General features: G+C 38.7%; 17 protein-coding genes and 1 rRNA gene. 13 read left to right on the forward strand and 5 right to left on the reverse strand.

Features of this window, described 5'->3' with window-relative positions; translation table 11 throughout:
• Positions 1-26: 26 nt before the first annotated feature.
• Positions 27-329, reverse strand: a complete 303-nt coding sequence (locus T501_RS05655; RefSeq protein WP_026511051.1) for a hypothetical protein — start codon at positions 327-329, stop codon at positions 27-29.
• 123 nt (positions 330-452) lie between these two features.
• Between T501_RS05655 and T501_RS05660 the strand changes: the two genes are divergently transcribed.
• The 3 genes from T501_RS05660 (at position 453) to groL (ending at position 3,456) form a co-directional block, all read left to right on the forward strand.
• Positions 453-1,349 carry a metallophosphoesterase family protein gene (locus tag T501_RS05660; RefSeq protein WP_050008161.1) on the forward strand — a complete coding sequence of 299 codons (897 nt, stop codon included), beginning with the start codon at positions 453-455 and terminating at the stop codon, positions 1,347-1,349.
• A gap of 145 nt (positions 1,350-1,494) precedes the next feature.
• Complete coding sequence (locus T501_RS05665) at positions 1,495-1,779, forward strand: co-chaperone GroES (RefSeq protein WP_026511053.1); 285 nt, start codon at positions 1,495-1,497, stop codon at positions 1,777-1,779.
• 54 nt (positions 1,780-1,833) lie between these two features.
• Positions 1,834-3,456: a chaperonin GroEL gene (gene groL / locus T501_RS05670; RefSeq protein WP_026511054.1), complete on the forward strand. Its 1,623-nt coding sequence runs from the start codon at positions 1,834-1,836 to the stop codon at positions 3,454-3,456.
• Between the two features lie 321 nt (positions 3,457-3,777).
• Here groL and T501_RS20055 read toward each other — a convergent pair whose 3' ends face one another.
• Positions 3,778-4,269 (reverse strand): cyclic nucleotide-binding domain-containing protein, encoded by a 492-nt coding sequence (locus T501_RS20055; protein WP_050008162.1) that lies wholly within the window; start codon positions 4,267-4,269, stop codon positions 3,778-3,780.
• A 191-nt stretch (positions 4,270-4,460) separates the two neighbouring features.
• On the opposite strand from T501_RS20055, the gene T501_RS05680 reads away from it, so the two are divergent.
• Genes T501_RS05680 through T501_RS05690 form a run of 3 tightly spaced genes read left to right on the forward strand, consistent with a single transcriptional unit; the run spans position 4,461 to position 6,032 of the window.
• Positions 4,461-5,003 (forward strand): RNA polymerase sigma factor, encoded by a 543-nt coding sequence (locus T501_RS05680; RefSeq protein WP_050008163.1) that lies wholly within the window; start codon positions 4,461-4,463, stop codon positions 5,001-5,003.
• A complete protein-coding gene (locus T501_RS05685) occupies positions 5,000-5,401 on the forward strand; it encodes a hypothetical protein (RefSeq protein ID WP_044913769.1) in 402 nt (133 codons plus the stop codon). The genes T501_RS05680 and T501_RS05685 overlap by 4 nt, the downstream gene beginning before the upstream one ends.
• A gap of 1 nt (position 5,402) precedes the next feature.
• A complete protein-coding gene (locus T501_RS05690; protein ID WP_044913770.1) occupies positions 5,403-6,032 on the forward strand; it encodes a hypothetical protein in 630 nt (209 codons plus the stop codon).
• A gap of 156 nt (positions 6,033-6,188) precedes the next feature.
• Here the strand turns inward: T501_RS05690 and T501_RS05695 are convergent, their stop codons facing one another.
• The gene (locus T501_RS05695) at positions 6,189-7,406 is read right to left on the reverse strand and encodes an iron-containing alcohol dehydrogenase (RefSeq protein WP_044913771.1); all 1,218 of its coding nucleotides are present in this window, start codon (positions 7,404-7,406) and stop codon (positions 6,189-6,191) included.
• A 369-nt stretch (positions 7,407-7,775) separates the two neighbouring features.
• Positions 7,776-9,119, reverse strand: a complete 1,344-nt coding sequence (locus tag T501_RS05700; RefSeq protein ID WP_044913773.1) for an MATE family efflux transporter — start codon at positions 9,117-9,119, stop codon at positions 7,776-7,778.
• A gap of 319 nt (positions 9,120-9,438) precedes the next feature.
• Here T501_RS05700 and T501_RS05705 point away from each other — a divergent pair, with 319 nt between their 5' ends.
• The 6 genes from T501_RS05705 (at position 9,439) to T501_RS05730 (ending at position 18,077) form a co-directional block, all read left to right on the forward strand.
• Positions 9,439-10,395, forward strand: a complete 957-nt coding sequence (locus T501_RS05705; protein ID WP_044913774.1) for a glycoside hydrolase family 43 protein — start codon at positions 9,439-9,441, stop codon at positions 10,393-10,395.
• 174 nt (positions 10,396-10,569) lie between these two features.
• Positions 10,570-12,222, forward strand: a complete 1,653-nt coding sequence (locus T501_RS05710; protein WP_044913775.1) for a glycoside hydrolase family 43 protein — start codon at positions 10,570-10,572, stop codon at positions 12,220-12,222.
• Positions 12,223-12,431: 209 nt separating this feature from the next.
• Positions 12,432-13,970: an ABC transporter substrate-binding protein gene (locus tag T501_RS05715; RefSeq protein ID WP_044913776.1), complete on the forward strand. Its 1,539-nt coding sequence runs from the start codon at positions 12,432-12,434 to the stop codon at positions 13,968-13,970.
• A 153-nt stretch (positions 13,971-14,123) separates the two neighbouring features.
• The gene (locus T501_RS05720; protein WP_242833000.1) at positions 14,124-15,005 is read left to right on the forward strand and encodes a carbohydrate ABC transporter permease; all 882 of its coding nucleotides are present in this window, start codon (positions 14,124-14,126) and stop codon (positions 15,003-15,005) included.
• A gap of 14 nt (positions 15,006-15,019) precedes the next feature.
• Positions 15,020-15,940 carry a carbohydrate ABC transporter permease gene (locus T501_RS05725; RefSeq protein WP_044913777.1) on the forward strand — a complete coding sequence of 307 codons (921 nt, stop codon included), beginning with the start codon at positions 15,020-15,022 and terminating at the stop codon, positions 15,938-15,940.
• A 151-nt stretch (positions 15,941-16,091) separates the two neighbouring features.
• Positions 16,092-18,077 carry a DUF3298 and DUF4163 domain-containing protein gene (locus T501_RS05730; protein WP_044913778.1) on the forward strand — a complete coding sequence of 662 codons (1,986 nt, stop codon included), beginning with the start codon at positions 16,092-16,094 and terminating at the stop codon, positions 18,075-18,077.
• A gap of 206 nt (positions 18,078-18,283) precedes the next feature.
• On the opposite strand, the gene T501_RS05735 is transcribed toward T501_RS05730, so the two are convergent.
• Complete coding sequence (locus tag T501_RS05735) at positions 18,284-19,210, reverse strand: ArsR/SmtB family transcription factor (protein ID WP_026511064.1); 927 nt, start codon at positions 19,208-19,210, stop codon at positions 18,284-18,286.
• A gap of 868 nt (positions 19,211-20,078) precedes the next feature.
• Here T501_RS05735 and T501_RS05740 point away from each other — a divergent pair.
• Positions 20,079-20,259: ribosomal RNA gene (locus T501_RS05740) — 16S ribosomal RNA — on the forward strand; the annotation flags it as partial.

Genomic DNA, 20,259 nt, shown 5'->3' on the forward strand with positions numbered 1-20,259 from the left:
CGGGCATATGCCCGGGGTAATATATTTTACGATTGATCTTTTACCACTACTTTTCCTCCGTTCTTCACACTATCCTGTTGAAGAAGCTCAATGGCGGAGGCTGCAATTTCGTAATACATTTCTGCATTATCCTTCAATTCAGCCATTTTTTTCATATTATTTTCGCAGAATTTTCTGGCTTCTGATATATCAGTCTGAGAGAAAACTTTACTGCCGCAATAAAGAGTTCCTGTAGTTGAATCGAAGTGTGAAGCTTCCTTCTTTTTTTCTCCACTCATGCCCATAACACCTGCGAGTGAACGAATCAAATCTTCACGATTACCAGCCATAGTTATCCTCCATATAAAAAATATCCGAATAAAACTTTAAATATATTTTCGCACAGAGGGTTTTATTTGACTATAAACTACTTATAATAAAATTATTAAAAACTTAAGAAAAGGGGAAAAGTTTTGGATATAGCTGTATTTAGCGACATTCATGGAAACAGTGCGGCGCTTCAGGCATGTATCGACTACTGCATGGGGAAGGGGATTACAAATTATATTCTGCTGGGTGATTTTATTTCTGATTGTCCAGGTGTAAAAAAAACCATGGAATTAATATACGTTTTAAAGCAGTATTTTACTTGCTATATAGTTAGAGGAAACCGAGAGGAATACATGCTTAATTATAGAAAAAACGGCGAAACTGGGTGGGAGAAAGGATCCGGGAGTGGAAGTCTTTTGTATACATATGAGAGGCTTACTGACAAGGATTTTAACTTTTTTGACAGCTTACCTATATATGGAATCTGGAATCCCAAAAAGACCATGGGTTTTGAATATTGCCACGGCTCACCGACTTCAGCATCTGAGCTTTTATTTGGGGATAAACGTAATACGAAGAAAATAATGAATAAATTGAAGACGGATATTCTTTTTCATGGGCATACGCATGTGCAGGAAAGTTTTTTATATAGGGGAAAAAGGGCTGTTAATCCAGGCGCTCTCGGGCTTCCAAGAAATAAGAATTGTTTTGCTGAATTTGCCATAGTGCACAGTGGAAGAAGTGGCTGGGAGGAAGAACTCATTCAGGTAAAATATGACAGGCATGCGTTAATAAAAGAGTTTCAGACGAGTGGGCTTATGGAATACGCACCTGCCTGGGCGGCAGCAACAATGCATACCATAAGGACCGGTATAGATTTAAGTGAAGCAATTCTCTTGCAGGCAATGCGATTATGTGAAGCAGAAAGAGGAATAGTCAGATGGCCGGTGATTCCGGAGAAGTATTGGGCAGAGGCATTAAAGCAAAATTTCATAGATCTTGCAGGCAAGGATATACCAAAACCAAGGAATAATGATTGATGTTTTTCAAATTATTGCTGTCAGGGGTATTGATTTTTTTAATGTGTGTGGTAATATTATGTCTAGTGATTAGCACTCAAAACTAATGAGTGCTAACAATCCAAATAGCTTATTAGAGAATGATAATATAAAGGAGGCAATTGTAATGAAGTTAGAACCACTTGCAGACAGAGTCGTACTTAAGGCACTTGAAGCTGAGGAGACTACTAAATCAGGAATCGTACTTCCAGGTGCTGAGAAGGAGAAGCCCCAGCAGGCAGAGGTTATTGCTGTTGGACCCGGCGGTATCGTAGATGGTAAGGAAGTTAAGATGCAGGTTAAGACCGGTGATAATGTAATTTATTCAAAATATGCTGGAACAGAGGTTAAGCTTGATGATGTAACATACATCATTGTTAAGCAGAATGATATCTTAGCTATCATCAAATAATTAGATTTATATAGAGCCTGATGAAGGTAATATAAAAAACGGAGGCAAATAGAAATGGCAAAGACAATTAAATATGGCGCTGATGCCCGCACAGCTATGGTTGAAGGCGTTAATAAGCTTGCAGATACAGTAAGAGTAACAATTGGTCCTAAGGGAAGAAACGTAGTTCTTGATAAGAGCTATGGTGCTCCTACAATCACTAACGACGGTGTTACAATCGCTAAGGAGATCGAGCTTGAGGATGCTTATGAGAACATGGGCGCTCAGCTTGTTAAAGAAGTTGCTACTAAGACTAACGATGTAGCAGGTGATGGTACAACAACAGCTACAGTTCTTGCACAGGCTATGATAAATGAAGGTGTTAAGAACCTTGCTGCAGGTGCTAACCCCATCGTACTTAGAAAAGGTATGAAGAAGGCTACAGATGCTGCTGTTCAGTCTATCAGCAAGATGGCTACTAAGGTTAAGGGTAAAGATCAGATCATGAGAGTTGCAGCAGTTTCATCAGGTGATGATGAAGTTGGTCAGATGATCGCTGATGCAATGGAGAAGGTTTCAAACGATGGTGTTATCACAATCGAGGAATCAAAGACAATGCTTACAGAGCTTGACCTTGTAGAAGGTATGCAGTTCGATCGTGGATATATCTCAGCTTACATGGCTACAGATATGGACAAGATGGAAGCTAACCTTGATGATCCTTATGTTCTTATCACAGATAAGAAGATTTCAAATATTCAGGATATCCTTCCTCTTCTTGAGCAGATCGTTAAGACAGGTGCTAAGCTCCTTATCATCGCTGAGGATGTTGATGGTGAAGCTCTTACAACACTTATTGTTAATAAGCTTCGTGGTACATTCAATGTAGTAGCTGTTAAGGCTCCCGGCTATGGTGACAGAAGAAAGGCTATGCTTGAAGATATCGCTATTCTTACAGGCGGTAAGGTAATCAGCTCAGATCTTGGTCTTGAGCTTAAAGATACAACTATGGATGATCTTGGTCGTGCTAAGAGCATCAAGGTTGAGAAGGAAAAGACAACAATCGTTGATGGTCTTGGCGAGAAGAGTGAGATCGAGGCTAGAATCGCTCAGATCAAGAAGCAGATTGAAGATACAACATCTGATTTCGATAAGGAAAAGCTTCAGGAGAGACTTGCTAAGCTCGCTGGCGGTGTTGCAGTTATCAGAGTTGGTGCTGCTACAGAGACAGAGATGAAGGAAGCTAAGTATCGTATGGAGGATGCTCTTAACGCAACCAGAGCTGCTGTTGAAGAAGGTATCATCTTTGGTGGTGGTAGTGCATATATCCACGCTTCTAAGGAAGTTGCAAAGCTTGCTGATACACTTGAAGGTGATGAGAAGACAGGTGCTAAGGTAGTACTTAAGGCTCTTGAAGCTCCTCTTTACCACATTGCAAACAATGCAGGTCTTGATGGATCAGTTATTGTTAACAAGGTTAAGGAATCTGAGCAGGGTATTGGTTTCAATGCATATTCAGAAGAGTATGTAGATATGGTTAAGGATGGTATCATCGATCCTGCTAAGGTTACAAGAAGTGCACTTCAGAATGCTACATCAGTAGCATCAAGCTTCCTTACAACAGAAGCTGCAGTAGCTACTGTTAAGGAGCCCGTACCTCCGATGCCTGCAGGAAACCCTGGAATGGGCATGATGTAATCTGACATTTAAATAGAAATTATTGAAGACGGCCAGCTTATTTGTGATAAGTTGGTCGTCTTTCTTTATATCTAGTGCTACTGTCATCAAATAAGTCGACTTTATTACTTGTCTAAATTGTCTTCTGCTGCGTTGGCATCAATCGCCGTACCGCCCGGTACGACTCATTCCTCCGCCTTGCAGAAGAACAATTTATACTTCGTAAAAAGTCGAGGTATTTAATGACAGCAGCACTAGCAAAAATTCATGAATATATTCTGCTTTTTGTCGGCATGAAGTCACGCGCTGCTTTATGGATAGAATGGTTACTTATAGAATAAATCAGGTCTTAAGATTGAATTCCGAAACGGCTCTTGTTAAGCCCATGTTGTATTTAAGGATTTGTTTTGTCATTTCCTTTGCCATATCTCTGGCGATAATAGTATTCTCAGATTTATTTACATTGTTAAATTCATTTAATTCTTTTTGCATATTGTCAATCATGTAACTGATACTATATACAGAATCAGCCATGTTATGCATTAGCATTATGGCATCGTCTATATTATCGAGAAGATATCTGCGCATATCCAATATTGGTATCCTGTAAATGATACAATCATTATAAGTAACTGCAGTATATACGGACGGTTTTTGGGTGAAAAATCCGAGTTCTCCAACAAAATTACCCTTTGATAGTATGCCCAGAAGACATTCATTTTTTGTGCCATAACCGGTATAAATCTCCACATTACCACTTACAATTTTATGCAGATCTTTATTTTTTTCACCTTCCTTTATTATGATTGTTCCCTCTGGCACAGATATATTCATAAGGACCTCCTCTTAGAAATACAATAACTATAATAAAATTATACATGAATCAGTATATGCGAAAGCAGAATAATGTTTATTTAAAAATAAATATTATATAAAATAAAAAATTGAAGACTTTATGATTTTTATCTCGTTATATTATATGAGAGACGAAAATAAGATTTTTCTGGTGATATTGGAGCTAAAGGGTGAAAAAAGTAGAGGCAAAGGACAATTTAATACGCTGGATGGACCAATATAAGAAGCTGGTTTTTTCCATCTGCCTTAGAATGACCGGAGATTATTTTACAGCAGAAGATATTGCTCAGGAAACTTTCCTCTCGGCATATATGCACATGGACAGCTTTGATGGAGAAAATGAAAAGGCCTGGATTTGCAGAATTGCGGCAAATAAATGTACAGATTATCTGCGTAGTGCTGCTGTAAGGGCTCTTCCGACTGCAGAAGATGAGATGCCTGATTTGGATGACGGTTATTTGGGCGGAGGTATTTCTTCAAATAATCCGGCAGAAATATACGAATCAGAAGCAGTTATGAGTAGCTTCACAAAATGTTGTAAAGAATTACCGGATGGCTACAATGAAGTGGCTCTTGAGCATTTCGTGAATGGAAGGACAGCAAAAGAGATTGCAGAAGAAAATGGATCAAACATAAAAACAGTACAGACAAGAATTTATCGTGCGAAAGAAATGCTGAAAAAATCTTATGGAGAGGAGTGGCTTCGTGCATGAATGATGATTTTAAATATTTAAGCGATGATGATTTGAATAGTCTTATCGAATCAACTGAAAAAGCAGGCCTTCTTGAACCTCCGATTAATTTTGAGGCAGAAGTGCTAAAGAGACTTGAAAGAGCAGAAATGAAAAGCACTGTTTCTTTTGAGGACAAAAAGAGAGAGTACAAGAAATTCAGATTTCAGGTATGTATGGCCATGGCTGCTGCGGTTCTATTTCTGATAGTTTCGCCATTTATATCGGAGAGTGACAGCATAAATGCTATAAAAGCTCAGGTAGTTGAAAAACAGACTTCAGAAAGAATAAGAACAAATTACGTGTCAGCAATTTTAGGAAATCACGTAATGAGTGAGACGATGACCGGATGTCATTTTGATAAGGACAAGGAGGATTGATATGAAAGCACAGAAGAGAGGATTTTTTAATTTTATATTTGCATTTATGCCGGGGGCTGCTGAAATGTATATGGGGTTCATGAAAATGGGAATAAGCATTATGGGCAGCTTTATGGGAATGATAGGAATCATAGGCTTTTTAGGATTAAGTGATGCGTTTATGATTATACCGGTTGTACTGTGGTTTTATGCCTTTTTCCATGCAAGAAATCTTGCAACCTGTAATCCTCAATTTTTCATGACAGTACAGGATGATTATTTTTGGAATGAGCTTTTTGGTGAGAAAAAGATAAATATTCAATCATCAACTGCAAGAAAGATTGTTGCCTGGGTTCTCATTATCGCCGGCTTATCAATAATATGGAATATGATAATGAGCCCTATTTCTGAAGGCTTGAATTATATCGCGGATTTAACCGGACTGGCTATCTTCGAAATTATAAATAATGCATTTTATTTTTTACCTACATTCATATTCGCAATTGTAATCGTATATATCGGAATAAGACTTATTATTGGAAAAAAGAAAGACCTGTATATTACTGATAAATATATGGATAGTACACCCATTTATACTCAAAATGAGTTTACCAAGAAAGATGATCAGGAAAAAGGTCAGGGTGTTATTTGATTTTGAGAAGAGCACCTAGAGCCATACAAGTCCACTTAGGCAGACTTTATCGAGCTTAGTGGAGCGAGGAACAGAATAGAAATTCAAAGATACCTTGTCAAATACTAAAAAAGAAGGTGGATCACAATACGGGTCCACCTTCTTTTTATAGTTTATTTAGAAGTCAACTTCTGTGTCGTAGTAGCAGCACTTAAGAAGTTTTTCCATCTCTTCCTGACTGGGCTGACGAGGATTTGATCCTGTGCAGGCATCAAGGAGAGCGTTGGCAGCAATGTCATGAAGTCTCTCAAGGAAAACATCCTCAGGTACAAAGCCCTGTTCTGCCGGAAGGCCATCAGCACCGTAATGATTGATGCTGTGAGGAATATTGAGGTCATCATTCATCTTACGGAGATACTTAATAAGAAGGTCTACCTTCTCGTCATCAGTTGATCCTCCAAGATGCATGTAATCAGCAATAACACCATAGCGCTTCTTAGCTACAGGATCCTTTGCGTTGAATGCAACGACCTTAGGAAGATACATAGCATTTGCAGCACCATGAATAATGTGAGCGCCGAGATCAGCGAAAACAGCACCGGTCTTGTGAGCCATAGAGTGAACGATACCAAGGAGTGCATTAGAGAATGCCATACCTGCAAGGCACTGAGCATTGTGCATAGCATCTCTTGCTTCCATGTCTTCGTTATATGACTTAACAAGGTTGTCCATGATCATTTCGATTGCGTGGATAGCAAGCGGATCTGTGTAGTCACAGTTAGCTGTAGAAACATAAGCCTCAATAGCATGAGTAATAGCATCCATACCTGTGTGAGCAACAAGCTTTTTAGGCATTGTGTGTGCAAGCTCGGGATCAACGATAGCTACATCGGGAGTAATCTCAAAGTCTGCGATAGGATACTTGATACCCTTCTGATAATCAGTGATGATTGAAAAAGCTGTAACCTCTGTTGCTGTGCCTGAAGTAGAAGAGATAGCACAGAACTTAGCTTTTGTGCGAAGCTTCGGAAGACCGAATACTTTACACATATCTTCAAATGTGGTGTCAGGATACTCATACTTGATCCACATAGCTTTAGCTGCATCAATAGGTGAACCGCCGCCGATAGCAACAATCCAGTCAGGCTGGAATTTCTCCATGGCTGCTGCACCCTTCATAACAGTTTCAACGGAAGGATCGGGCTCAATACCCTCATAGAGCTCAACTTCCATTCCTGCTTCCTTCAAATACTCTTCAACCTTCTGAAGGAATCCCCCTCTTTTCATAGATCCGCCACCTGTGCAGACCATAGCTCTTTTGCCCTCAAAAGTCTTTAACGCCTCAAGAGCACCTTTTCCGTGATAGATGTCTCTGGGCAATGTAAAACGTGCCATACTAAAAAACCTCCTTATTGCTTATTGAATTTGTTAAAAATGTTAAACAAATAACGTAACCCTAAGGATTATTATAGTATAAAACGTCAAAAATAAAAAGCAAAATAAGTATTTATATGTGAAATATGACCTTCTTAACAAAGAGATGAAAATGCGTTCAAGAATCCTGCCTTTGGCAGGATACACCCCTTACTTCGCGAGGACCTGCCCCATACGATTCCCGTTTTCATGAAGAAAAATATGAAACTATGCATATCAGCAAAACTGTTACTTGATTGAATTACACTTAATTTACTATTAGTACTATACTTTAATCTCTATTAGTACTATATTTAGAAACTTTCTTAATACACTGTTTTAGTACTATATTTAAGATACTTTTTTAATACACTGTTTTAGTACTATCGTATATAAAATCCATGAGAATACTCCGGTAGTGAACCATGCCAGTGCATCACCTGCTACTGCGATGGCATAACTGTGAAGTCTGATTGAAACATAGGCTGTTAAAAGCCTTGATGCCAATTCCATAAAACCAAGGGTTAGAGCTGTTTTTCCGTATCCACAGGCCTGCATGGCATTTCTGTATATGAAAATCATACAAAGCGGGATATAGAATAGGGCAGCTTCTGTAATATATATTCTGCAATAAGGCATATATTCTGCAAGATTTACACTACTGTCAAAGAACAGAGAAACAATATAAGGCATAAGAACAACACTTAAAATACCGGTTATTATAGAATACACCACAGATATTTTCATAGCATCCTTTGTACCCTGGTGAACTCTGTCCAGATTCCCAAAACCGTAGTTTTGTCCTACATAGGCAGCTGTAGCCTGACCGATTGAAGGCATGCCTGCTGTCATTAGATTTACAACTTTTCCGGCAGCCGTAAATCCGCCAATTGCAACAGACTGATATATGTTGATTGATGCCTGCATTACCATTGTGCCTGATGAAGTTATTCCGAATTGAAGTGCCATGGGAATGCCGATATTCAGCTGTTTTGCTGCAAAATTGGCATCCATCTTCCAGCAACCTTTCTGGGGCCTTAGAAGATCAACGTTCTTATAAATGTATATTGCACACAGGATAACAGAAATTCCCTGCGAGAGATCTGTAGCAAGGGCAGCACCAAAGGTTCCAAGACGGAAAACTACGATAAATAATAAATCCAGCAAAATGTTTAAAAATGCTGAGAAAATCAAAAAGTACAGAGGTGTTTTACTGTTACCTATTGCTCTTAGTGAAGATGCGAGAAGGTTATATCCTATAAGTGCTATACTGCCTGCGCATATTGTAATTATGTAGGAATAAGCATCCTTGTATATGTCATCAGGAGTATTCATTATATGTAGCAAAGAAGGCATGACCAAAATAGCTATAACAGTTACAACGAATGTACTTATGATGCCAAGTAAGATTGCATTGATGAAAGCCTTTTTTGTTCCGGCATCATCACCTGCACCGAATTTATGGCTGATAAGCACTGTGTATCCTGTGGTAAGACCATTGGCAAGTCCCATGATCATGAACATGATAGTTCCTGTGGATCCCACCGCTGCCAAAGCTTTTGGTCCAACGAAACGTCCGACTATAACTGTATCCACCATATTATAAAATTGCTGGAATATGAATCCTAAAAATATCGGTATAACAAATCTCAATAAAATATTAAGAGGCTTTCCCTCGGTCATTTTTCCGTTCATAAGTACATTCTCCATAGACATACGAAATTATTTATATGATTTTATGCTCTAAAAAAATCATTTTCAATATAGCTTTTATAAAAAACTTGAAAATTTTAGATAATAATAATATAATTTAGGAAAATATAAAATAGTTCAGAACAAATTAAAAATAAATCAATGTCTAAGATTAACTTATAACCTGAACTATTGATCAAAATTCTTTAAACCATTAAGGGATTAGTAGCTGTCAGCATACTTCTTTTGGAGTGCTTACAGTATCCGTATCCTGATGGAATGAGTTAGATTAAAGCTACGTTTATCAGAGGAGCTGGTTATTATGAGTAATGAGAAAGACCTTAAATACAATGAACCATGGATACTCCAGAGAGCAGATCCTTATGTTCTCAAGGCAGATGATGGTTTTTATTATTTTACTGCATCTGTGCCCGAATACGACAGAATTGCACTTAGAAGATCAACTACTCTTCAGGGACTTAAAGATGCTGAGGAACATACAATCTGGACGAAGCATGACTCAGGGGTAATGAGTAAACATGTCTGGGCCCCGGAGCTTCATTATGTGATGGGAAAATGGTACATCTACTTTGCTGCCGGAGATGTCGATGACATATGGGCGATTCGTCCATATGTGCTTGAATGTCAGGGCGATGATCCCATAAACGATGAGTGGATCGAAAAAGGTAAAATAACAAGAGCTACTGATGATGAGTTTTCATTTGAAGCATTTTCGCTGGATGGTACAGTGTTTGAGCATAAAGGTGACTGGTATTACATCTGGGCTGAGAAGGTAGGAGTCGGAAAACAAATATCAAATCTCTATATTGCAAAAATGAAGTCACCCTATGAACTTGAGACTGTGCAGGTGCTTCTTACAACACCTGACTATGATTGGGAAAGAGTTGGTTTCTGGGTAAACGAAGGCCCTGCGGTGCTTAAAAGAAATGGCAGGATTTTTGTCACATATTCAGCCAGCGAAACAGGAATTGCATACTGCGTTGGTATGCTGACTGCTGATGAAGATGCTGACTTACTGGATCCAAGATCCTGGTCAAAAGAGCGCTATCCTGTTTTGAAGAGTGATGCAGATGCTGTTGTTTATGGCCCAGGACATAATTCATTTACTGTAGATGAGGATGGCAATGACATAATGGTTTATCATGCCAGAACCGAGACAGAGATAGTCGGAGATCCTCTTTACAATCCAAATCGCCATGCGATGTTGATGAAAATTAAATACGACGAAAGCGGTCGTCCGGTTTTTTCCTGTAGATAATAATCGGTTATTAGACTTAAATCCCTGTCTTTCGTATGAAAGATGGGGATTTTTTCCACCTTAAGGGTAATTACACTTGATTTCCTTTAGGATAAAAAACGATGCGCTATGGATGTGCCTCATGCGCAGATGAATTTTGAAAGTTAAGTTTAGTGCTGGTGCGAAAGGAATGATATGAGAAGAAGGAATTTTTATAAGAGGACGCTGGCTGCAATCTGTACTTCCCTTATGGTTGGGACTCTTTCAGGATGCGCAGGAAATGCAGCAAAAAACAATGAAGCAGAAGTCAGTGATACTCAAAGCGAGAATGCCACGAACAATAATAATGAAAGTGCAGATGCTGCACAGGGAGATGACGAAGTGAATCAGAATGAACTGAGTGAATCTGAAATAAAAAAAGGTGTATACAAAAATGCTGTGAGTTGCCATGATCCACAGATTATTCTTGCTGATGGTACTTATTATATGACAGGCAGTCATCAGATACTTGCAAAGTCAGATGACCTAAAGGATTGGAGTTATATCGGTAATGGGAACAATGTCTTTGACAACTTGTTTTCGGGCAGTCTCCCGGCTTTTTCTTATGTCGGGAAAAATGAAGAAGGTGGATATTCTGTCTGGGCAGCTAACACCTTTTACAACGAGATAATGCAAAAATATGTCATGTATTTTTGTACGACTTCTTCCTATATAAAATCAAATTTGTGCATGGCAGTGTCTGATGAACCTGGTGGAAAGTATACATATACGGATACGATTCTTTACTCCGGATTTACCAGTTCACATGCAGCTGAAACAGACATATATGATGTATTGGGAGAAGATGCGGATATAACGCCCTACTTAAAGCTTGGCGGGTATGATAACGAAAAGTGGCCAAACTGCATAGATCCCGCAATTTTTACGGATGCAGATGACAGAATGTGGATGGTTTATGGATCATGGTCAGGCGGAATTTTTCTTCTGGAACTTGATCCTGCCACAGGAAAACCAATTCATCCTATTGAAGAAGCTGAAAAAGGTGGAGAGGATGCTCCTGACCCGTACTATGGTTACAGACTTGTAGGCGGTGGACATCATGCAATTGAAGGCCCATATATTACCTATTCAAAAGAGCCAGGCTACTACTACCTTTTCCTTTCATATGGCGGACTTACAAGTAATGGAGGATATCAGATAAGGCAGTTTAGAAGCGAGAATCCCACAGGACCTTACGTTGATGCAGCGGGAAACAGGCTTGGCAACGAAGAAGATTACATGAGCTACGGACTTAAAATGATGGGGAATTATACACTTCCCAGCTTATCCGTTACCTATATGGCACCGGGAGGACAGTCTGTATTTCAGGATGAAAATGGAGAGTACTACATTGTTTATCACCAGAGATTTGATGATGGACAGGAATTCCATGAGCCCAGAATTCATAAGCTTTTCATGACAGAGGACGGATGGTTTACGGCAGCACCATTTGAATACACAGGAGATGAGAGCATTACTTCATTAGGGGAAAATGCTAATGTGACAGATGACATGCTGAATGGAACCTTTTACCTTTTATGTCATGGACTAGATGTGAATGACATAGTAAATAAGCCTGTTAAGTGCAAATTTGAAGCAGGCAGGATCGAATCATATGAAGGTGAAGATGCTCTGCAGGGAACTTATGCATTAAGTGGAGGTAAGACCTATGTGGATTTCACAATTGACGGAATCAGTTATGATGGCTGCGCTTTTACAATGACGGATGAAGCAGGTAACAATACACTATGTATATCTGCAAAAGGCACTGACAATAAGTCTCTGTGGGCAGTTAAATATCTGAAATAGAGCACGAAAAAGCAATTTTGTAAAGACAAGGCAGCAATATTTGATAAGTTTGTTTATTTACACAAAAAGTATTTTAAGTTTTTATATAAAATAACAAAAATGTAAAATTGTTTACAAAAATCTAAAATATTTATTGACGATGTAAATTGGATTAGTTAGAATTACTACATAAGTTAATTACTTAGACAAGTTTTTTAGGAGGTTTTAACATGAGAAGGAAATTTTTAGGTATTGCACTTGCAACCATCATGGGACTTAGTACAGTGACTGGTTGCGCAACAACAACTGTTGAAGAAGCAGGCGAAGCTGAGAGCACAACAGAAGCAAAGGAAGAGACTGCAAGTGGAGATACTGCAGAAGCATCTGATGCCGGTGAAGCTACTGAGACCGCAGATGCAGCAGAAGCTGAGAGTTCAGACGGATCATCTTCAGATTCTCTTACAGGTAATGGTGATAAGACACTTCATGTATTCCTTTACATGCAGGAGCATGAGAAGAAGATTTATGAAGATCTTGTAAAGCAGTTCGTAGATGAGCACAAGGATGAGATCAAGGAGGTTGTATTTGAGGTTACAACTCAGGATGAGTACAACCAGAAGATGATCGCTAACATGACAGCCAACGATATGCCTGATGTATTCTATGTAGGACCCGCAGCAGTTCGTTCTTATGTAGACAACGGATATGTTCTTCCTCTTGATGATTATGTAGATGCTGATACAATCAGCAGCGTATGGGGAACTACACAGGAGATTTACCGTTATGATGGTAAAAATGTTGGTAGCGGTTCTCTCTATGCACTTCCCAAGGATCTTTCATGCTTTGCATTTGCATACAACCAGGATCTGTTTGATGCAGCAGGACTTGAATATCCTGATCCCGAGAAGCCTTACACATATGATGAATTTATCGAAGTTTGTAAGAAGCTTACAATCGATAAGGACGGCGATGGTGAGATCGATCAGTGGGGCGTTGCTAACGCAGACCAGTTCGGTATGACTCCTTTCCTTTATTCTAATGGCGTTAAGTTCCTTAACGATGATATGACAAAGGTTAATGTTGCTAACAACGAGCCTCTTAAGGAAGCACTTACATTCTACACAAATCTTACAAAAGATGGACTTACACCTTCAGTTGAGCAGGATACAGCACTTGGCGGATATCAGAGATGGCTCGATGGACAGGTTGCATTCTATGCATGTGGTACATGGGATGTTGCAGCATTCATGGATGAGGCTACATTCCCTTACAAGTGGAACCTTTGCGGATGGCCTGTAGGACCTTCAGGTGATGGAAGATCACACACATGGATGGGTTCAGTTGGTTACTGTGTATCAGCAACATCTGAGAATCCTGATCTTGCAGCACAGCTTGCAGCTAAGCTTTCAACTGACGAAGAAGGACAGAAGGCAGTTTCCGGTATCACAACAGGTGAATCTATCCAGCTTCCTAACATCACAGAACTTGCTTATGGCGAATTCAAGGATGCAGTAAACAGCGGAAAAGTTCCTTATGCTTCAAACGTAGATGTAATCTTCGGATACTTCGACGGCAATGATCACTATGCAGCAGCTCTTCAGGAGACTGACTACACATATAACGGTGAGTGGTTCACACCTTTCTGGTCAGGCGTATTTAACATCAAGAATGGTGATATCTCTGTAGAGGATTACCTCAATCAGGTAGAGCCTGAAATGCAGGAAGCACTTGATGAAGCAATTGAACTTCAGAATTCAGCAACAAACTAATTGACATTATATCTCCTGCCTGCCAAAGGGCAGGAGATAACTTTAAACAGACTTTGAAGTGGGTTATAACTAGCATTGTTCCTTCTATATGTAAGGAACGTTTTTAAGGAGTACATGATGGCATCAAAAAAAGTAAAAGTTCGGATGTCTGCGATGGCAAAGAGAGAAGAAAGATGGGCATGGTTATTTATTGCTGCACCTTTTGTAGGGTTCATGCTTTTTATGGCTTACCCAATCGTATTTGCCCTGGTTGCCAGCGCAAGCAAATGGACCGGAATCAACTCGCTGTTGGGAAATATTGTTGGTCTTAGAAACTACATTAAGATAATAAGCGATGCTAAGTTCTGGAAGGCAATGGGAACAACTATCATCTACATGATTGGTATCCCGATTGGTATGATACTTGGAATGCTCGTAGCCATGGGACTTAACAGAAAAATCCCTGGCAAGAGAGTTCTTACTACAATGTATTATGTTCCTGTAGTATCTTCACTGGTTGCTGTATCTATCCTCTGGGCATGGGTATTTAACTATGATTATGGTCTTTTGAATGGTATCTACAAAGCGCTCACAGGAATACATGGTCCTAACTGGCTTGGAGATGAGACTATGGTTAAAGTATCCATGATCATCTTTATGGTTTGGAAAGGACTCGGAGGAACGATTATCCTTTATCTTGCAGGCTTACAGAATATCCCGAGGGATTATTATGAAGCAGCAATGATTGATGGAGCAAACAGCTGGGAGAAGTTCAGAAACATCACACTGCCTCTTCTTTCACCTGTAACCTTCTATGTTCTCATCACATCGCTTATCGGTGGGTTCCAGGTTTTTGTAGAAGTACAGGTAATGACACCTTCAGGCGGACCAAACTACAGTGCAGCAACGGTTGTATTCTATCTGTATGAAAAGGCATTTACAAACGGACAGCTTGGCTACGGAAGTGCAGTAGCTGTAATTCTTGCAATAATTATCTTCATTATCACTGCCATCAATTTCTGGGGTCAGGATAAATGGGTTAAAACTATAGAGTAAAGGAGGTGTGACAGATGGAAATGGCTTTAAAATCAAATATGAATTCACAATCGCCCAAAAGAGCGAAGTCAAGTGCTAAAGACTATCAGACAGATCGCGTCACATCTTCTAAAGAGAAGATTGTTAATATAATCATCTTTGTTTTACTCTTTGCATTTGCTATAACAATGGTGTTCCCTCTTGTTTACATGGTGGCTACATCATTCATGACTAAAAATCAGATTCTTTCAGGAACATTAACACTTTTTCCTAACCCGATCCTGATTGGAAAATACAGCCAGGTACTTAGTAAAGGCCAGTTTATAAGCGGCATTATAAATACTATTACCGTAGAAATACCGGTTCTTCTAATCGGTGGATTCACTTCATCACTTTCGGCATTTGCTTTTGCCAAGATGAATTTTAGAGGTAAAAATGCCCTTTTCCTGGCATTACTTGCAACTATCATGATTCCGTTTGCAGTAGTTATGATTCCTCAGTACGTTCTCTTTACAAAACTTGGCTGGACTAACTCACTTGCACCACTTATCATTCCTGGATGCTTCGGTAATGTCAGCATGATATTCTTCTTAAGACAGAACCTTTACAGCATACCCACAGAACTCATGGATGCAGCAAAAATCGATGGCTGTAACTATTTTGAGATTTACTACAAGATATTCCTTCCCCTTATGAAGGGAGCTCTTGGAACACAGCTTATGCTTTGGTTCATGGGAATCTGGAATGATTACCTTGCACCTACAATCTTCCTTAGAAGTGAGAAACACTGGACACTTCAGGTTGTAATCAGATCCTTCAATTCATATTATGCGATTCAAAGTGATTATGCTTTAATTATGGCTGCTTCTGTAATCGCGATGTTACCTACACTGGTATTGTTCTTCTTATTCCAGAGAGTTATCATCGAATCAATTGCTATAAGTGGAATAAAGTAAAATTTTGGGACAACAGACATCATATCTGTTGTCCCTTTTCATTTTTGTCCTTTTGATGGTATCATCAAATTACCAGAAAAGAGTTAGAAACAATTATGCAAAGACAATTGCAGCAATTTAGCTGGCAGGTTTACTTGATATAGGGGGACATATGAATAGAAGAAATAAGTATGTTATTAGAAAAATCATGGCACTTATGCTGTCGGGAGTAATTGTTTTTTCATCAGGATGTGGTGTGAATAATTCCGGAAAGGCTGCAGGAGATAAGCCGCTTGAATCCGCCGATAAAGCAGATACGGCAGGTGAGACATCAAATGATTCTCCAAATAATAACATTGCAGGTGAGACATCAAATGATTCTTCAAATAATAGCCTTGGAGATGATGAAAATAATGGATTTTCAAATAATAATGAAGAATCAAATAATGCCGGGAATAATCCTTTGGAAAATGATTCAGAAAATGATAACTCTACAAATGGAGAAGCATCCAAAGAAAATAGCCCAACTGATAGTGCGCTGAATGATGAGTCATCTCATGAACTCACAGATGAAGATCTTAAAGCGACTTTGGATTACACCTATCAGAGCCATCCAATGACGCTTAAGAATGGAGATACTGATTATGCCAGTGCTAACTACTATACAGTAAAACTTGATAAAAACGTAATTAACGAATTTGATAAGCTTCAAAAAACACTGGATGCTTTTGGCGCTGAAGGTGAGAAAGAGACTAACGAATTTTTCTCTTCAAGTGCACCGGAAATTAAGGAGATGTTTGAAAGCGAATGGAACATTCCTTATGAAGTGGCTCTTAATTACTATCCGATAAGAGCAGATGGAAAAGTATTTTCTTTCGTAGTCGAAGACTATGCATTTCTTGGAGGCGCTCACGGATATACATATTTTAAAGATTATAATTTTGACCCGGTAACCGGTAAAGAGATACCATTCTCAGATGTTGTAAAAAATACTGAGACATTACCGGAGATAATTGCAAATGAAATTGAAAAGCAAAATGAAGATATAGCAAAAGACTTCAGGGGATATCCTGATGACAGAAATAATTTTATCTCAAGCTTCCCTGACAGACTAAAAGAAAATGCCAAAGCTTTGTCCTGGGCATTGGATTATGATGGAGTAGTGTTTTGCTTTGAGGATTATGCAATGGGTAGCTATGCCCTTGGATGGCAGATGGTAAAAGTGAAATTCAAAGATTACCCTGAAATATTTACAGATACATATGATAATTATGATGAGAGCGAAATGCCTGACATAAATGAGATAGGAAAAGAGCTTAAAGAAGCTGATACCGTAACTGTCGATGCCACACCTTTTCTTACTGATATAACTGATAACAAAGGGAAATTCCCCGGAGGGTTAGACGATGATGGCAAAGGCGAAGATGAGGAATATGGTGAGGACTGGTGGTACCATGCTGTTGTCAAAAATCCCGGATGGACTTCTTTTACAGCAGACGGGATAGATACAGAAGCAGGAAAACCTTTATATGAATTAAGCGAAATCAGCTCAAAAACCACAGACTGGCTTAATGAAGAAACATGGTCTAAGGAAAAAGGAATAGCTCTTCCTGAAAGATTTCCATACTCAGATGAAACCTATAGCTATAGTGTTGTGAATGATGCTGATAACGGTGAACTCTCGCTTACGGTGTTTAATAATGAGCTTGGGAGTCTTGAAGGTAATTATTATTTCGATGAGTTCCTGAATCCACCTGATCAGGGAGATGGATTATTTGCAGACGTTACGACACCATATATTTACTATGCAAAAATAAAGGACAACATACTTTATGTGTCACTTGGACACAGAACCTATGCGTCAGCCAATCCTCATAAATCATATATGGTAGCAATTGATATGGCATCCGGTGAAACACTTTGGAAAAGCGATGATCAGGTATGCAGTTCATATAATTTCGTAATCCTTGGTGACAGTATTTACTGCGGATATGGATTTACCCAGGAGCCTGATTATATCTATGTGCTTAATATAAAGAATGGAAAAGTACAGCAAAAAATAAATGTAAAATCAGCTCCATATTACTTTATCGTGCAGGAAGAAACCATGTATGTGCTGACATATAATACAGAATATCTGTATAAAATAGTGGATTGACATTAATTCAAAAAAGCGCGTTCCTTATTAAAAATCAAATAGGGAAAGCGCTTTTAATATTTTATTTGAGCAAATTACTTCATTAGATGTAGGACGAGACAAGTGAAAACTTGTCTGAACGAGCGGGGCCCCACCCCGTAAGTCTGTTTGGCAGGCTTAGTGGAGCTTGCGGGCAAGTGTGTACCTGGCAGAAATTCAAAATGCTCTTATTCCTCAACTGTAATAGGACTATATGCGATCTTCACATTTATATCCTGACTGTAGTTTCCGAAGGTCTTTCCAAAAATTGTAAGACCACCAACGTGCTCAGCGTCATCAAGTACTGCCATTTTAAACTTGATATTGCTTTTACTTGTAAGAGCAAAATGATCAATAGTAACATCAGAAATCTTCAAACCATCAATAAAAGTTCCATGATGATTTATAACAAGCATCTTCAAAAGACCATACTGATTCCAGTTAGGAAACCACCAATCCGGCGTGAATATACCTTTCACATCACCAAAGTCTCCCGGGGAAACCCATGTCCCTAAAAATTCATTATTAATAAAGAAAGAAATATCAGAAGGCCATACATTATTTACACCGGGTGCCTCGCTTGATAACTCTGCAGAGATACATATTTCATCGATTTTCTGATTAAAAGGGATGAAATTAGGTACAACATATTCTACATAACCCTTGGTAAACCAAAGAATATCAGCATTGTAACGATCAGGATGTGAAAAATACCTGGTGTCATCTACCTGCCCTACAATCTGAGTTGATGATGCAAGCCCGCAGGTAGGGTATACTTCGTAATCTGAAAACTGTCCTACTTTTATATCAGCAGTATAAATATTTTCATCGTGTTCATCATCCTGAATATCGATTAGAATTTTATCAACGTGCACAGAGCAAATCTTCTGATTACCATGACCATTCGTCTCATTGCTGACTGTGATCATTCCACATTCCTCAAGCTTGCGAATGTGACTTGTAAGAGCACCATTCGTTATATTTAAACGGCTTGCAAGTTCATTCATATTCATGCCGTTTTCTTCTAATAAAATCTTGATTATCTCTATTCGTACATCAGAACCGAGTGCCTTGAAAAGATCAAGACCTTCTGAAAGTGATTTAATATGAAGCATGATAACTCCTTTAAATAAAAGTAAAATATTTAACATTAATATAATATCACAGAAGCTGTCTAAGATTCAATTATAAAATCTTTGTAAAAATTGTAATAAATATCGATAAAGGGATATAAAAGTATTGTAATTTCGAAAGTGTAGTAGTGCAAAAATTTACCGTAAATGTTATTGTATTTTCTAACAGCAAAAAAGTAATAATTTTAAACACCAAAAATTATGATGCATACATTTAATGCAGGAATTAATATAGCAGACTATTTGCTAAAAGAATAGCAAAATTTGTTATAGAGTTGGATTATTTCCTGGACTACTGAAATATTCTTTCTATTATCAGTAATCCTAATTGTCTGTTGGAAAAGAATTAGTGTAGCAGATGTGTTAGTTGCATCATAATATAAGTAGAAAACAGAATGATTGGCATAAAGAGAGCGGCTACATGAAAGCCGGTTCTTACTTCATGTGCATTATTCGTTTGAATACTATTCCTTAATTCTTGAGTGATTTTAGAAGTCTTTGATTGCATATTGGATAATTCTAAAATTAATATATAGCTAAAAGCTAGTAAACAGCTAGAAATATGGAAACTGGTGGAAAAAATAAAAAAACATGAAATTTGTTGTTGACACTATCATAGGTGAGTGATATATTAAATATCGCTGCGGCGCACGGCAAACATACGAAATGCCTGCAAGCCCAGTATTTAAGCACTTTGACAATGAAATAGTAATGCAACCCTGAAAATTCCAAAAAGAATATTCAGAGAACAAAACAACCTAACTAAAGGTAAAACGGACAGAACAAAAGCCAAGCTTAAGTTCTGGTCAGAAGACGAACGATCTTAAACAGAGATGTTTGAGAAACATTTAAACGTGAGAGTTCGATCCTGGCTCAGGATGAACGCTGGCGGCGTGCCTAACACATGCAAGTCGAACGGAAGATTATCGCTGATGAAGCTTCGGCAGAATCTTGATGATCTTTAGTGGCGGACGGGTGAGTAACGCGTGGGCAACCTGCCTCGTACTGGGGGATAACAGCTGGAAACGACT

Origin of the sequence: Butyrivibrio sp. WCE2006 (assembly GCF_000701985.1) — a bacterium.
Lineage (GTDB): Bacteria > Bacillota > Clostridia > Lachnospirales > Lachnospiraceae > Butyrivibrio.